The sequence below is a fragment of the Burkholderia sp. YHN3-13 genome, assembly GCF_055810675.1.
In genome coordinates this window covers 149,116-163,419 of sequence record NZ_JBVVNQ010000003.1, presented here as the reverse complement: position 1 = coordinate 163,419, position 14,304 = coordinate 149,116, and the positions used below count along the sequence as shown (strand labels likewise).

Sequence of the window (14,304 nt, the reverse complement as noted above, 5' to 3'; positions counted from 1 at the left end):
GCGCGGACCTCGCCCAGAACGGCATCTTTCCTCAAGTTTATTCGATGAGTGACGATAATAAAAATACTCAGTAAACCGAATTAATCACGTGTCTTGAATTCATCAATTTTTCATCAACATGAACGAGTGAAAGGTATGTTGACCGTTATTTCGAAGTTGAACATCGGCAAGCGGCTCGGGCTCGGTTTTACCTTGGTATTGGCGATGTCGTTGATCGGGATCGTCATCGGACTGATGCGTTTGTCTTCCGTTGCCCAGGCAACCCGAGACCTGGTCGCCAAGCCGTTGCAGACCGAACGGCTGGTCAATGACTGGTCCCGGCAAATCAGCGTCGCGGTTACGCGTACTACCGCGATTGCCAAGAGTGCCGATCCGGGGCTGGCCAGCTATTTCAACGACGAAGCCATTGCTGCATCGAAAGTGTCTGCGGCGAAGCAAACGGCCATCGAGGCGCTGATGACGTCGGGCACGGAAAAGCGCTTGTTCGCTGCCATCGGCGAACAACGCAAGCTTTTCCTCGCTATCCGGGATCGGATCTATGCGTTGAAGAAAGAAGGAAAAGCGGAACAGGCCGACCAGTTGCTCGAACAGCAGTTCATACCGACCGCGCGGCAATTGGTCGACAAAGTCGACGCGTTGGTGAAGTACCAGCGCGTGGAAATCGACGGACTCGCGGCCGAGATCGACGCAAATTATCAATTCGGGCGCACGTTGATGATCGCGTTCGGCGTGGTCGGCATGCTGCTGAGCGTGGTATGTGGATGGCTGATCACCAGCAGTATTACCCGGCCGCTCATGCGCGCGACGGACGTCGCGCATCGAGTGGCCAGAGGCGACCTTAGCGTTCGTGTCGATGTTCATGGCACGGACGAACTCGGCCAATTGCTCGGCAGCTTGCGTGACATGCAAGCTGCACTTCTTCGCGTGGTTTCCAATGTGCGCCGCGGCTCGGATAACCTGGCGGCGGCGAGTGCCGAAATCGCACAGGGCAACGACGATCTCAGCTCTCGCACGGAGAGCCAGGCCAGTGCGCTCGAGCAAACCGCCGCGTCCATGGAAGAACTGAGTTCCACGGTGGCCCGGAATGCCGATAATGCTCACGAAGCGAATCAATTGGCCGTGAACGCGTCCACGGTTACCGCGCAATGCGGCGAAGTGATCAACCAGGTTGTGGCGACCATGAAGGGCATCCACGACAGTTCCCATCGAATCTCGGATATCACGGGTGTCATCGACAGCATTGCCTTTCAGACGAACATCCTGGCCTTGAATGCCGCGGTCGAGGCTGCGCGTGCCGGCGAGCAGGGCAGAGGTTTCGCGGTCGTTGCCAGCGAGGTGCGCAGCCTGGCCGGACGTTCGGCCGATGCGGCCAAGGAGATCAAGAAGCTGATCGGCTCGAGCGCGGGGCGCGTCGCTCAAGGCTCGGCGGAAGTCGAGCGCGCGTGGGTGGCGATGACCGAAGTCGTGAACTCGATCCGTCGCGTCACCGAGACGATGAGCGAAATCAGCGCCGCCAGCACCGAGCAATCGCTCGGCGTGGCCCAGATCGGCGAAGCCGTCGGCCAGATGGAGCGTACGACGCAGCAAAACGCCGCGTTGGTCGAGCAAACGGCGGCAGCGGCCATCAGTCTGCGTCAGCAGTCCCGGGAACTCGTGGAGGTCGTGTCGGTGTTTCAGCTTGGACGAGGTGAGGGGCTGTAGAGCCGAGCGTATTGTCGAATGGAAGGGGCGGTGCGCTCGCGAGCACGGCCTGCGGGCGCACCGTCGGGCGGAATCGCGGTCAAGCGAACGCGGACGAATGGCCCGGTCCCTTGATGCCGGATGTTGCCCGACAGCGCGTCGGGCAATGCGACGATCGAATCGTAGCGCGCGGAAAGGCGGTCTGCCTGCGCACCCGCGTGACTCAGTGTTTCCCGCTCCGCAGTCGTGGCTTCCCATTGTCGACGCACGAATTGCTCGTGTCGAATCGGCAACGGGTTCCGCAGCCCGATGTCGTCGTGTCAGCCTCGATCGAGCATCGCACGGTCCGGCATGCGTCCGTCCATGGAGTGTCGGGTCAACGCGTCCTGGATCGCCCGGGCTTCTCCCATTGAACGCCGACCAGATAGAACCGGCTCATCCGCGCGCTTGCAGATGCAGGTCACGGCGGACGATAGGCGTGGCATGCCGTTCTCCCTGTCCGGCGCATGATCGGCAGATGGAAGCCGCGAGCCGCCGCCGAGGCGCTGCTCGGCGATGCCCGGCCGGCATCGGGCAGGGCACCGGTTGCCGGTGCCCCGTTTACTTGTCGTACCAGGTGTGGATTTTCGACGCGCCCTGTTGCTGCAGGTATTGCTGAAGCTCCTGCTCACTGCGGACCGACGTCGTCTGGTTGATTTGACGATCGGTGATATCGAGGCGGTCGCCGACACGTTTCGCGGACACCAGGTGGCCGATGCCCGAATCGCGCTGCATGCCGAGCGCGAACTGGTGACCTTCCGGGAATTGAGCCAGCCCCTTGACGAGATCGTCGGCGGTGCCCTGGCGATGCTCGACGTTGCCGTTGTTGATGTGCTTGAACGCGGCGGTCACCGTATCGGGCTGCATGCCGTGCGCACTGATGTCGTTCACGTCCTGCTCCGACAGCCCGAGCTTCTGCACCACCGTGGGTTCGGACCAGCCGGTCAGGGACGCGATGGTATGCAGGCCGCAATCGTTCTGCGTGCCGGCATGAAACGGCGTGGTGCCATTGTCCGCACCCATCGCGGGGCCCGTTGCACCTGCACCCCGCTTCGGGCGAGCCATCGCTGACAAATCGGAAAGCTATCCTAACGATGCGGCAGGCGCCCGCGGTTTTCCTGCGGGATGCCCGGCCGGGCTGTCCTGCGTGTGTTCGGAAACGGCGCCGCTGCGGGTGGACGAAATTTTCATGATGGACGTGCTCCAGGAAGAATCGGGAGGGTGCCGGCGGCCCCGGGCCGGACAACGGCTTCCAGGGGAAGGTGCGACGGTCGCCGAACCTGTCGGACCGAGTGTGGTGGATGCATCGATCTTGCCCTTGCGTGAGCGATCGCCTTACCTTAAAGTAAGGAATATAGGAGGTACCATCATGACAGCAGCAACCATCACATCAAAGGGTCAGGTCACGATTCCCGTGGACGTGCGCAATCAGCTTGGTTTGCAGGCCGGCGACCGGATCGAGTTCAGCTTTAACGAGGGAACTGGCAGGTATGAGGTCTATCCGGCCACGCGGTCGCTTGCGTCGCTCAAGGGCATCGTGAAAAAGCCCGCGAAACCGGTGTCGATCGAGGAAATGAATCGAGCCATCGCGGACCAAGGAGCATCCGCGAAATGATCGGATTGGATACGAACGTGCTGGTCCGCTACTTCGCCCAGGACGACGACGTACAGTCGAGGAAGGCGACGGCGCTGATGGAGTCTCTGTCGACCGAGCGGCCGGGATACGTTTCGCAGGTCGCCTTGGTCGAAGTTGTGTGGGTGCTCGGGCGGTGCTACGGCGTTGAGCGCGAGCAGATGAAGGACATCATCGACTCGATGATCGGCACCAAGGAACTGGCAGTTGAAGGTGCGGACACGGTGCGAAAGGCACTTCGCGTGTACGCGGCATCTTCAAAGGCGGATTTCGCAGACTGCCTGATCGAGCGTTCCGGCCATGCAGCCGATTGTGAGTACACGGCTACCTTTGATGTCGGGGCCGCCAAGGTCGCAGGGATGCAGTTGATCAAGTAATCGCCGTGCAAGCCGATAAACAGGAAACCAACCTGGCGCGCTAGCCAGTGCTCCGCACGGCCGGCAGCCGAAGCAGGTGTACAAGCTGAAAAAGCTTTCTTCATGGCGTGCAGTGTTGCGAGCGTGGCAATTGGCGCCGCCTCGGCAGTAAACGCAATGGATGGAAGCTACGAAGTTCGTTGGGAGTCTCCTACGCTGGAAAAATCGGACCGGCCGGGCCAGCAGCCCGATACCGGGCGACCAGCCGTTCAATCTGCCGTCGACTGATCCCGAGCCGCTCCGCGGCCCGCCAAGGCATCAGACGCTGCTCGACCACAGCTTCCACGACCTTCAGACGATCCAGCTCCCGCATGCTCATGGTGATCAGTCCAGGAGTGCTCCGGAGGAAAAGTGTGAGTGTGTGGATCTCGCAGCGACAAGGGTTTGCGGGTAGGAGGAAACCTAAACCACATGGTTTTTTACCGCACATATTTTTGCTCCGCGGCACGTTTGACTCGGCACGACGAGAAAGACTATGCGGTTGAGATGTACGTCTTTTTTCCGTCGAACAAAAGTATGCGGTTGGGATGTAGACGGGCTTTGGGGTTGAAAATCTATGCGGTTGGAGTGTGGAACAGGTCTTGGATGGTCGGCAGAGGCTCGTTTTGCTCCGCGACTTCCTCTTCGAGGCATCTCGCCGAGTAGTTTGCCGACTTGACAGAGCAACCTCAACATTACACTTTGCAAACTTCGAGCAGCTTTGCGTTGACCTGCTGAGCGCATCGAGTGCCTCAGCAGGTGTACTGGCTACGACCCTCGTGGAATTGCATCAGCAGGAGTGGCAACCCGTTTTGCCATTGCTTCCAGGACTACCTATACGACGAAGCGAGGTACCCCTTTTGCACTCGGGCATCTTGGGCTTCAAAAGCCACCATATTTTAATCATCTCATGCGCTTTTCTGCCTCATAATTCATCAACTTACGGGGTACGCGGCAACGTGCGCTGCCTATTTTCGGAGTTCGGCGAGGGCTGCGAGCCGCGGGTCGGTTTCTGACGTCTCGGGAATGGAAACCCACGTTTCGGTCCCGTGTGGCCGGTATTCAAAGCCGAGACTCGCAAACAAGGCCGAGCAGCACGGGAAAAGTGCTTTAAGCTCGAGAATCGATTGCCAGTCGGGGCGCCGTGCGTCCAGGTCCAGCAGCGTCACGTAGCATTGTTCCCAGGCATCAAGCATCCCGTATTTCTTGAGCAAGGCATGCTCGAGCGGGGCCTCTTCGAGGAGCGTCGTGTGCTGTGCAGCCAGTACCCCAGCCGCGTACCCAAAGCACTGGGCCAGAAATTTCATTTTCGGTACTGCGAACGCGAGCAGGTCATCAAGTCTGTGATGACCTCGGTAGCGCCGAATTTCAGTTATCAGTTGCGGCCGCACGTCGTTGACGGAGTCCCGGAGCAGGTCGAGAAAGAGCCGGGGTTCGGACCAACTGCCGAATGAATAACGGTTCGCGTAGAACTCATCCCACATGGTGAGAGCGGGACCGTAGAAGTTGTTCTCGAAGCGTGTGAGCGTGCTTTGCTCGGGATAAAGGTCTAGAAGTTGCTTCTTGAATATGAAATCGTCGACGTGGCACAGCTCGTGCCGAATAGTCTGTTCGGCCCACGCGTTGCCAGGTTCGTCATAGGCGGCCAATGCCAGCGCAACTGATTCATCAAGCACAAGCTCCGGGCCGGCCGCGGTGACGACCATCATTCCGATGCTCAAACCACTGGCTTCGCGAGTGGGCTTTGGGACGCCGGTTGCGTTGCCGACCGCGTCACGCAGCCCTTGCTCATAATCGTGGTGGAACGTTATACCCTTGAGGCCCTTGAAGGAAACGCCCTTGCGCTCATCACGCATCATTTGCGCGAACACCCGCACGCGCATGCTCGCTGCGTTAGCGAGGTCGGAATTACCGTGCCAGTTAAACGTAATAGGACAGTTAATGGCTGGGTCCTTTTCGAGGCCACGTATCAAGTCCTGCACGCGCTGCTCAACCTCGGGAGAGGTTTTCATATTGTGGGTTCCGTCGTTTATCGTAGAGGTCAAGGAATGAGATTCCGTTCAAGGTTGGTGTCCGTGCACGCGAATTGTGGCACGACCTGGTCCTCATGTCGCCGCTGGGCTTCCGGAAGGGCAGTGCTGTTTTGATTTCTACACGCGAGTGGACGAACGGCTGTTGGATATCAAAAAAGACGTCACAAATTTCCGGCTAACCCGAAGAGCCGCTCACGAGCAGTGACGGCTGGCTGGATTCGTCGATAATCAGCCATGGAGCGATGTTCAACCTAAGCTGCGGGTGGACAGTTAAGCGGTGGTAGAACATCGAAAGCAGTCACTGGAACGGGCAAACTCGCGGATGGTTCATCGACCAAATTGGACAGCGGGAGGTAACTGGGACTGTGCTCTTTGCTAGGAATCAACCATCATCGAACAGCATGCAAAAGGAGTCGCACGAAGAACTCCTTCCGGAATACTCGATCGGGCTTGGTTATCAGAATCTGCAGTCACTCAGCTATCAGTTGGTTTCGTTCAAAGCCGCCCGGCTCAAGCCCGAGAAAGGTTCGCCGGCACCTGTTCATTTGGTAATGATCGAGGAGCCCGAGGCACACCTTCATGTTCAGGTGCAACGCATCTTTCCGGATAAGGCATACAAGCTCATCAATCCCACCGAAAAGGATGCGTCGACCCTGCAGAGTCAGTTGCTTATTAGCACCCATTCGAGTCATCTGGCCCATGCTGAGGATTTTGACAGACTTCGGTACGTTCGCCGCGTCGCAAAGAACGCAACGAGCGGCATGCCAACGACCGAAGTTGTCAACCTTGGACAAGTTTTTGGCGACGACACGAAGACTCGCCAGTTCGCTGAGCGATACTTCCGTGTTCAGCACACTGACCTGCTGTTTGCAAACGCGGCAAGTGGCCTAGTACGTTCGAAGACTCGCTCATCCTGACAAACATCGGTTGGTTCAAGGGCCTGATGGACGAGAAAGATGATGACGATGATACAGAGAACGAGGCCCCCACCGGCGCGCTTGGCTCCGTTGCAAAAACAGTCGCGAAAGCCGGGACGGTTGCCGAACTGTTAGGCGCGCTCCATGTGCTGATGCACGACTCGTTCAAAAAGGGAGACTTCGCCGCGAGCATCTTCGAGAAAGTTTCCGCAAAAGCGCCGGTTACGTGCCCGAAATACATCGCGGACGCCCTAGTATGGCTGACGAAACAGCTTGAACCCAACCAGGAGCTGATGGGATGAACACGGTTCCCATGATCGCTGACAACAATCGCGACGCCGGGGTTGTCGAAGAAATCTGCGGCTATCTCACCGAGGAGCCCGCCCGTAGTTACTTCCTTTTTGCCGGCGCGGGTTCAGGGAAAACACGTACCCTCGTTGAAGTGCTACGCCGGTTGACGGGTGTCGTGGAGCATGAGAAAGGTGGTCAACTTGCGCGGCGCCTGCGGATGTACGGACGGTCCATACGCGTGGTGACATACACTCAGAACGCGGTCTCGGTGATCAACGGACGCTTGGGGGATAACGACCTGGTCAATGTCTCCACCATCCACGCGTTTTGTTGGGAACTCATCGGCGGGTTTAACGAAGACATCCGGGCCGCGCTCATAGCAGTCACGCAAGCCAAACTTGAAAAGGAAACTGAAGAGGCCCTGGCGAAGCCAAGAGGCATCACGAAGGCAAAACAACGGGACCTAGATGAAATAAAAGCAGACATCGAGGAGTTTAGATCCACAGATGTGTTCGTCTATCACCCGGACCGCAATACTTACGGGGCCGGGGCGCTTGCACATAATCACGTGCTCGAGGCGACGGCTTGGCTCCTGCAGAACAAACCCACGCTCAGGACTATCCTCAAAGACAGCCATCCGATCATCCTCATTGACGAGTCCCAGGACACGATGAAGGGCATGCTACATGCATTGATCGATATTGCGGAGCCGCGGGGAAATGGCCTTACCCTCGGTTTGCTTGGCGACCATCGACAACGCATTTACACCGATGGGCACTCAAATCTCCCAAGCTTAGTCCCGCCCAGTTGGGCAACCCCCGAACTGCAAATGAACCATCGCAGTCAGCGCCGAATTGTCACCCTCATCAACAAAATTTGGGAGGCAAAGCTTGAAGGCAGGACGCAACCAGCTAACGGTGTGGCACAACATCCACGAACAGAGAAGGCCGGCGGCGTGGTTCGACTCTATGTAGGCAACACATCGCTTACGCCGGAGGAAAAAGTGCGCGGCGAACGTTGGTGTGCTGACCAGATGCGGCACGCAAGCGGTGCGGCCGCCTGGAGCGATGGAAAATTCCAACTGCTCGCCTTGGAGCACAAGCTCGTGGCAACACGCGGATCGTTTCTCGAGGCGTTTGATGCGATGCTCCTGCTCGACCCGAACACTGCCGCTCCAAGCGGAAGTGGCGAAAACAAGGGACCCGCTGCTGCGCAAGTATTGCTGAACGAGCTTGCTCAACTTGAGGCATGTGTCGGCGCTGACGGTGCGGTGGACGAGTCCAAGGTCACCGAGGTCTTTCGGCGCTACGGTCGCCTCGACGATATGCCCGAGGACGCAGCGTTACGCGCATGCCGTGTCGACGAAATTCGTCAAGCCGTCACCGCTTTCGCCACCGTTTGCACAGACCCGAAATCTACTGTGAGCGATGTGCTCGCAACGGTTTTGAGCGCAAATCTGTTTGAAGTTGACGATCGCCTTTTAGTCGCATACGCCGACAAGTCTCCCCCACCTCCTGCCCCCGGTCGAGGAGAAGAGGAGTCCAAGCAAGATCGAATGCGTCGCGGATGGTGCAAGCTGTTTGCTGCTCCTTGGAATCAGCTCCAGAAGTACCGAAAGTATCTTGAAGGAAATTCGACACTTGCCACTCATCAGGTCGTCAAAGGTTCTGAATTCCGCCATGTCATGGTGGTGATGGACGACAAGGTGGCCAATGGCAACCAAATTTCCTATGACAAGATTTTTGGAGGGTCGAAGCTCAGTAGCAGGGACTGGGAGAATGTTGACAGCGGCAAGGAAACAACTATTGATCGCTCGCTGCGCCTCCTGTACGTGACTTGCAGCCGTGCACAAGAGTCGTTGGCACTGGTACTCTGGTCTTCTGACCCAACTGCAGCTTTGGCACAGATCAAAAATAGTGACTGGTTTGTCAACGGTGAGTTTGAGGTAATTCCGCCACTCACTTGATACCACCGTGGCGCTAATTGCCGTCCCGGCCCGTCCCGTCCCGGCAACATAGGATGCCATTTGTCCACGGCCAATGTCTCGGAATGGAACAGTCATTTCATCGACTGTTCCACGGTTATCGGCCGGCAAGCTCCCTTGCTGGGCACTACGTCATCCGATTTCAATATGTTCCACCATCTCAAGGACATTTGTCGACCGCCTGTTCGTCGTCACTCCAGCTACCGTCGCAGCCCGTCGCTGCGCCGCTCGTGCAACGGTTCTGCAAAACGCTGGCCTCATCTGCACAACCGTCCAATCGATACTGATGCCCTGTCCAATATTCGGCTCCTCCTAACGCGGAATCACATCGCAGTCGTTGCCGGCTGCACGCGCAGCGCTCAGACGAGAGAACCATCCTGCGGGCGATCTGGTGCCGTCAACCATGTGAATGGATCGACCGTATCAACGATGCGGAAATCTATGTGGTTGGAATGTGATATTTTTTGTCCCGAAATGATGTATGTGGTTGAAATGTGAGGTAAAAAATCTATACGCCCGGGATGTAAACCGCTCTAAACCGCACACTTTTACCCCTGAGCACTCCAGGTTGCCCCACGATGCGCTCCGGCAGTTCGAACCGCCGCCAGCACGCGCCGAAACCCCCGAACACGACATTAGGATATAGCTGCTACACACAAAAAAGTTGATCATCAGCATTATGTAAAATTCCTGACCAGGAATGCCTGCGTGCGCTCCGGCAGTCGGAAGCCGGAAGCCTCGCATGCGGCGCTCGCGTTCGCGTGTAGGCTGATGACTGTTCTCGCTCGGTTGTTCACGCGGGCAGCCGCTTTGACGAAAATATGCTCCGCGTTTACGAGTTCCGGAACATCTGCCTTGGCCGCCGGATAGCTGCGCAACTGATCGGTGACGATCTTGTTCGGTGCGGAGCACGAGCGCAGCACTCGCTGAAAGAAGCGTTTGGCTGCGGCCTTGTCGCGTAGATTCTGCAGCAAGATGTCGATTTCGGTGCCCTGCTCGTCGACCGCGCGCCACAGCGAATGCGGCTCGCCACGCAGCGTCACGAAGATTTCGTCGAGGTGCCAGTTGGTTCCAAGGCGGCGCCGGCTGGCCTTGATCCGGTAGGCGAAACCGACGCCGAACTTGTCGCACCAACGGCGGATCGTTTCATAGCTTACGATCACGCCGCGCTCGAACACGTGACAAAGCCGCTTGTCGGGTGGAAATGCGCAATTTTTCGCTTTGGATCTTTCGAATCTGCCGGCGAATCGCGTCGTTATACAGAAACCCATTCGTCGCCGAGCTGTTTCGAGCGAACTTTCGCCGCGAGCACACCGCGCTTGATGCTCGTGGCGACATCGGCCCGCGCGAATGCGGCGAGCGCAGCAGCCGTTGTCCCCCCCTTTGAGGTCACACGTTCGCGCAGCACGCTCACTGGATCGGTCGATTCGAACGCAAGTTGCACCGCGCCTTTGAATGTCGCAAGCGTCAGCGCGCGTGCCTGCGCCGACGAGAATCCGAACTCTTCAGCGGCCGCCTGCATCGCTTCGATGAAATAGAAAACGTAAGCGGGCCCGCTGCCGGAGATCGCCGTCACCGAATCCAGATCGTCCTCGGCGTCGAACCAGCTGACAACGCCCACCGCGCCGAGAATCGTCGATGCGTCTTCGCGATCATCGCCACCGACCTCCGGGGATGCAAAAAGACCCGTAGCGCCCAAACCGATCAACGCGGGCGTGTTCGGCATGGCGCGCACCACGCGTGTGTGCCCGCCCAGCCAGTTCGACAGTTCCCGCACCCGAACGCCCGCAGCAACGCTAATGACGAGCTGTCCCCGCAGCAGTGGCGAGATCGATGCACAGGTTGCCTGCATCTGTTGAGGCTTGACGGCCAGCACGATCACGTCGCTTTCCGACAGCCCCGAATCGATGCGTTCGTGCGCGTCGATGCCGAACGTCGTGCTGCATTTCGCGCGCGCTTCCGCGCCCGGGTCGATCGCGGCGATATCGCCCGGAGCGGCACCACGGCTGATCAATCCGCCGATAAGCGCGCTCGCCATATTTCCTGCGCCGATAAATGCAATCTTCATGAGTGGCTCGCTATCTGGATGAGGTGTTCATTGATTTCGACGCAGCGCGATCGGTGGGCTGCGTCATTACATATTCGGGTAATTCGGCCCGCCGCCGCCTTCGGGCGTGACCCACACGATGTTCTGCGTCGGGTCCTTGATGTCGCAGGTCTTGCAGTGCACGCAGTTCTGCGCATAAGTAGATCTAAGCGAAGGAGCGAGACAAGTACAAAAGTATTCGTCAGACTCGCTTAATCGACTTCCGCCAATGAAGTCCCAATAGGCCGTACACACTCGCGATTCAAGCTCTCGACTCGGGTTCGTCCAAGCAGAGTCATCGTCGTATTCATTTCCGCTTTCATCAGCGCGAGCACATGCGAGACACCGCCCTTGCCTCGCGCGGCCAGCCCGTAGAGCGGTGCGCGTCCGAGCAGCACCGCTGTCGCGCCAAGCGAGACTGCCTTGACGACGTCCGAACCGCGCCGCGCGCCACCATCGACGAAAACGCGCAGATCGCGGCCCACCTGCCGATGAATCTCCGGCAGCACGTCGAGCGGCGCAGGCGCGCTCGCAAGCTGCCTGCCGCCATGATTCGACAGCACGACGCCATCCGCGCCGGCGTCGCGAGCGAGAAGTGCGTCATCGACATCCAGAATGCCTTTAACGACCACGCGCCCGCGCCAATGACGCCGTATCCACGTGACATCGGACCATTGCAACGCCAGGTCCATCTCTCGGCTCAGCAACGCGGCCTGCCGGTCCAGGTTCTCGGCTTCGCCCACGCTCTTCGCGATGTTGCGCAGTTGCGGCACGCCGTGCCACAGCATCTGGCACGACCACCGCGGATGCCGGACGCAGTCCAGCAACAACTTCGCCGACGGCCTCAGCGGCATGCGAAAGCCATTGCGCACATCGTGGTCGCGATTGCCATGAACGGGCGTATCGACCGTCAACACCAGCGTGCTGAACGCCGCATCGCTCGCGCGCCGCATCATGTCCTCGGCGATCGCGCGGTCGCGCTGCACGTACAACTGAAGCCACAGATCCGCATCCGGTGCAGCGGCACGCACGTCCTCCAGCAACGACGTTGCCGCCGTGGACACGACGAACGGCAAACCCGCTTCGGCTGCGGCCGCCGCCAGTATCTCGTCGCCCCTCGGCCAGAACAGACCATTGAGCCCGGTTGGTCCGACGATCATCGGTGCAGCGACTTCGCGGTCCCATATCGAAGTGGCCGGCGAGCACGCGGACACATTCGCCAGGACACGCGGCCTGAACTGCCATCGCCCGTAGCTGTTGCGCGCCGCGCGCATCGAATCGCCATCTTCGGCCGCGCCTTCGAGGTAATCCCATGCAATCCCGGCAAGGCGCGCCCGAGCGGCACGGCGGTAATCGTCAACGCAAGCCAGCATGTCGGTCCCTGAAGTTCCATGAGAAAATAATTGCATTACAATTACACCGATTGAAAATCGATGCGTCGCCACCTGGCCGCCATCCGTCTCCTACGGACTGTCCATGCCGAAAACTACCTCCGAATCCCCGCGCAAAACGGAAAGCGCACGCAAAGCCGAGCGTTCGTCGCTGTTCATCGGCTCGACCGAAAAGACGTTTCGCGTGCTGCACGCCTTCGACGGACCGAGCCGTCACATGACGCTAGGCGACATCGCGCGCGTAGCCGATCTCGATCGCAGCGCCACCCAGCGCGTCGTGCATACGCTGGAGGAACTCGGCTATCTCTATCGCGTGCCGGACACCCGAAATTACGGTCTCACCTCGAAGGTGCTGCAGTTTTCATACAACTACATTCGCGCCAATGAACTCGTCGACAAGGCGTCGCCCTATCTCCTCGAAATCAGCCGACAAATCGGCGAGACCACCAATCTCCAGGAGCTCGACGGCACTGAAATCGTGTTCGTCGCGCGCTTCCCGGGCCGTCACCTCGTCAATGTCGATATCGTCGTGGGTGCGCGCCTGCCAGCCATGTTCACCGCATCCGGTATCGCTATCCTGTCGCGCTTGCCCGAGGCGCAGGTCAAACGCATCCTCGCCCAGACGCGCCTTGAACCGATCACGCCCTACACCGAAATCAATCCCGACAAGCTGCTCGAACGCATCCGGCTCGCGACGCGACGCGGCTATGCCATCGTCGAGAACGAAACCGTGCTGGGCGACATCGCCGTGGCCGCGCCGATCACCGATCATGGTGGCACCGCAGTCGCCGCCATCAACATCGCCGTGCCCACCTCGCGCTGGTCGATCGAGCGCGCCGAAGCCGAACTCGCCAAACACATTCAGGTCGCCGCGACTTCCATTTCGAAGTCACGGCTTTCCACTTTCCGTCGCTGACGTAGCAGCGCCGCTCAGGCGGCAACCCCCGGCTCGAACAGGGCGAGCTGCTTCGCGAGCTCGGAACGCAGCTTCGTGGCCAGCGCGGCATCTGGCTTCACGAGCGGTGCGAGCATATGCGGCGCGTCGACGCCGATCAGATCCATCACTGCCTTCATGGGCCCCGGATTCGTCTCCGCGAACGCGAGATTCATGAGAGGAATCAGCGACCGATGCAATTCGAGCGCTTGCCCGATGCGGCCGTTCTCGACATGCTCCTGAATCTTGCGCCACGCGGTCGGCAACAGCGTCGCGGTCACGACGATGCCGCCGCGCGCGCCTGCCGCGAGGTGCATCGGGAACAGCGTGTCCTCGCCGCTCAGCACGGAGAACGATTCGTCGACGCCCGCCACCGTGCGCAGGAAGTGCCACATGTCCGTGTTGCATGCCTTCATGCCGATGATGCGTTCGTGACGAGACAGCTCGTGCAGCACCTCCGGCGCGATTGCAATGCGCGTGCGGTACGGAATTTCGTAGATCAGGATCGGCACCGGCGACTCGTCCGCATAGCGCAAGAAGTAGTCGCGAATGCCCTGCTGGGTCGGGTTCGTGTAGTACGGCGTTAGCACCAGCAGCCCGTCCGCGCCCGCGGCGGCGAACTCCTTGCCGGCCTGCAATGCGTCGTGATAGCCCGGGTCGAGCACGCCTGCGATCACCGGCACGTCGCCGTTGACTTCCTTGACCGACAACTCGGCCATGCGGATGCGTTCAGCACGCGGGAGCGCGCCGTATTCGCCAGTGCCGCCGAGCGGAACCAGACCGTCGATGCCCTGTTTGAGCAGGTAACGCAGCAGGTGGCGCGCGGCGTCGACGTCGATCGTGTCATCCGCATGGACCGGCGTCGGGATCGCGGGCAGGATGCCGCGCAGATTTTGTGAAGTGATCATTCAATCAATCTCT

The 14,304-nt window shown here is 59.3% G+C and carries 12 protein-coding genes and 3 pseudogenes; 7 read left to right on the top strand and 8 right to left on the bottom strand.

Annotation, left to right across the window (positions count from 1 at the left end; translation table 11 throughout):
• Positions 1-135 precede the first annotated feature (135 nt).
• Positions 136-1,701, top strand: coding sequence for a methyl-accepting chemotaxis protein (locus AC0KUR_RS09010; protein ID WP_473375735.1), 1,566 nt, complete (start codon positions 136-138; stop codon positions 1,699-1,701).
• A 579-nt stretch (positions 1,702-2,280) separates the two neighbouring features.
• Here the strand turns inward: AC0KUR_RS09010 and AC0KUR_RS09005 are convergent.
• Positions 2,281-2,742: a hypothetical protein gene (locus AC0KUR_RS09005; protein WP_175028207.1), complete on the bottom strand. Its 462-nt coding sequence runs from the start codon at positions 2,740-2,742 to the stop codon at positions 2,281-2,283.
• 346 nt (positions 2,743-3,088) lie between these two features.
• Between AC0KUR_RS09005 and AC0KUR_RS09000 the strand changes: the two genes are divergently transcribed.
• Both AC0KUR_RS09000 and AC0KUR_RS08995 read left to right on the top strand, forming a co-directional pair.
• Positions 3,089-3,334 carry an AbrB/MazE/SpoVT family DNA-binding domain-containing protein gene (locus AC0KUR_RS09000; RefSeq protein ID WP_034192153.1) on the top strand — a complete coding sequence of 82 codons (246 nt, stop codon included), beginning with the start codon at positions 3,089-3,091 and terminating at the stop codon, positions 3,332-3,334.
• On the top strand, positions 3,331-3,729 hold the full coding sequence (locus AC0KUR_RS08995; protein ID WP_034192154.1) for a PIN domain-containing protein: 399 nt from the start codon (positions 3,331-3,333) through the stop codon (positions 3,727-3,729). Before AC0KUR_RS09000 ends, AC0KUR_RS08995 begins: the two co-directional genes overlap by 4 nt.
• Positions 3,730-3,937: 208 nt before the next feature.
• On the opposite strand, the pseudogene AC0KUR_RS08990 reads toward AC0KUR_RS08995, so the two are convergent.
• A pseudogene (locus AC0KUR_RS08990) lies at positions 3,938-4,087 on the bottom strand (helix-turn-helix domain-containing protein); the annotation flags it as partial.
• Between the two features lie 628 nt (positions 4,088-4,715).
• Positions 4,716-5,759, bottom strand: a complete 1,044-nt coding sequence (locus AC0KUR_RS08985; protein ID WP_034192155.1) for a hypothetical protein — start codon at positions 5,757-5,759, stop codon at positions 4,716-4,718.
• A 422-nt stretch (positions 5,760-6,181) separates the two neighbouring features.
• Between AC0KUR_RS08985 and AC0KUR_RS08980 the strand changes: the two genes are divergently transcribed.
• From AC0KUR_RS08980 to AC0KUR_RS08970, 3 genes are read left to right on the top strand one after another with little or no spacing between them, the layout of a single operon-like run.
• On the top strand, positions 6,182-6,697 hold the full coding sequence (locus AC0KUR_RS08980) for an ATP-dependent nuclease (protein WP_473375734.1): 516 nt from the start codon (positions 6,182-6,184) through the stop codon (positions 6,695-6,697).
• Between the two features lie 26 nt (positions 6,698-6,723).
• Positions 6,724-6,999 (top strand): hypothetical protein, encoded by a 276-nt coding sequence (locus AC0KUR_RS08975; RefSeq protein ID WP_473375733.1) that lies wholly within the window; start codon positions 6,724-6,726, stop codon positions 6,997-6,999.
• Positions 6,996-8,954, top strand: coding sequence for a UvrD-helicase domain-containing protein (locus AC0KUR_RS08970; protein WP_034192165.1), 1,959 nt, complete (start codon positions 6,996-6,998; stop codon positions 8,952-8,954). The genes AC0KUR_RS08975 and AC0KUR_RS08970 overlap by 4 nt, the downstream gene beginning before the upstream one ends.
• Positions 8,955-9,695: 741 nt before the next feature.
• On the opposite strand, the pseudogene AC0KUR_RS08965 reads toward AC0KUR_RS08970, so the two are convergent.
• The 4 genes and pseudogenes from AC0KUR_RS08965 to AC0KUR_RS08950 all read right to left on the bottom strand — a co-directional run.
• Positions 9,696-10,150 (bottom strand): annotated as a pseudogene (locus AC0KUR_RS08965) (IS6 family transposase); the annotation flags it as partial.
• A 77-nt stretch (positions 10,151-10,227) separates the two neighbouring features.
• Positions 10,228-11,040: a pyrroline-5-carboxylate reductase gene (gene proC, locus AC0KUR_RS08960; protein ID WP_473375732.1), complete on the bottom strand. Its 813-nt coding sequence runs from the start codon at positions 11,038-11,040 to the stop codon at positions 10,228-10,230.
• Between the two features lie 66 nt (positions 11,041-11,106).
• Positions 11,107-11,214: pseudogene (locus tag AC0KUR_RS08955) on the bottom strand (4Fe-4S dicluster domain-containing protein); the annotation flags it as partial.
• Positions 11,215-11,270: 56 nt separating this feature from the next.
• On the bottom strand, positions 11,271-12,467 hold the full coding sequence (locus tag AC0KUR_RS08950; RefSeq protein WP_473375731.1) for an alpha-hydroxy acid oxidase: 1,197 nt from the start codon (positions 12,465-12,467) through the stop codon (positions 11,271-11,273).
• A 67-nt stretch (positions 12,468-12,534) separates the two neighbouring features.
• Between AC0KUR_RS08950 and AC0KUR_RS08945 the strand changes: the two genes are divergently transcribed.
• Positions 12,535-13,365 (top strand): IclR family transcriptional regulator, encoded by an 831-nt coding sequence (locus AC0KUR_RS08945; protein WP_034190081.1) that lies wholly within the window; start codon positions 12,535-12,537, stop codon positions 13,363-13,365.
• A gap of 14 nt (positions 13,366-13,379) precedes the next feature.
• Here the strand turns inward: AC0KUR_RS08945 and dapA are convergent, their stop codons facing one another.
• Positions 13,380-14,291, bottom strand: coding sequence for a 4-hydroxy-tetrahydrodipicolinate synthase (gene dapA / locus AC0KUR_RS08940; protein WP_301742425.1), 912 nt, complete (start codon positions 14,289-14,291; stop codon positions 13,380-13,382).
• Positions 14,292-14,304 lie beyond the last annotated feature (13 nt).

Bases quoted from the DNA above. Each gene is read 5' to 3' on its own strand.
- AC0KUR_RS09010 (WP_473375735.1), top strand. From the start codon at position 136: ATGTTGACCGTTATTTCGAAGTTGAACATCGGCAAGCGGCTCGGGCTC.
- AC0KUR_RS09005 (WP_175028207.1), bottom strand. From the start codon at position 2,742: ATGGGTGCGGACAATGGCACCACGCCGTTTCATGCCGGCACGCAGAAC.
- AC0KUR_RS09000 (WP_034192153.1), top strand. From the start codon at position 3,089: ATGACAGCAGCAACCATCACATCAAAGGGTCAGGTCACGATTCCCGTG.
- AC0KUR_RS08995 (WP_034192154.1), top strand. From the start codon at position 3,331: ATGATCGGATTGGATACGAACGTGCTGGTCCGCTACTTCGCCCAGGAC.
- AC0KUR_RS08985 (WP_034192155.1), bottom strand. From the start codon at position 5,759: ATGAAAACCTCTCCCGAGGTTGAGCAGCGCGTGCAGGACTTGATACGT.
- AC0KUR_RS08980 (WP_473375734.1), top strand. From the start codon at position 6,182: ATGCAAAAGGAGTCGCACGAAGAACTCCTTCCGGAATACTCGATCGGG.
- AC0KUR_RS08975 (WP_473375733.1), top strand. From the start codon at position 6,724: ATGGACGAGAAAGATGATGACGATGATACAGAGAACGAGGCCCCCACC.
- AC0KUR_RS08970 (WP_034192165.1), top strand. From the start codon at position 6,996: ATGAACACGGTTCCCATGATCGCTGACAACAATCGCGACGCCGGGGTT.
- proC (WP_473375732.1), bottom strand. From the start codon at position 11,040: ATGAAGATTGCATTTATCGGCGCAGGAAATATGGCGAGCGCGCTTATC.
- AC0KUR_RS08950 (WP_473375731.1), bottom strand. From the start codon at position 12,467: ATGCAATTATTTTCTCATGGAACTTCAGGGACCGACATGCTGGCTTGC.
- AC0KUR_RS08945 (WP_034190081.1), top strand. From the start codon at position 12,535: ATGCCGAAAACTACCTCCGAATCCCCGCGCAAAACGGAAAGCGCACGC.
- dapA (WP_301742425.1), bottom strand. From the start codon at position 14,291: ATGATCACTTCACAAAATCTGCGCGGCATCCTGCCCGCGATCCCGACG.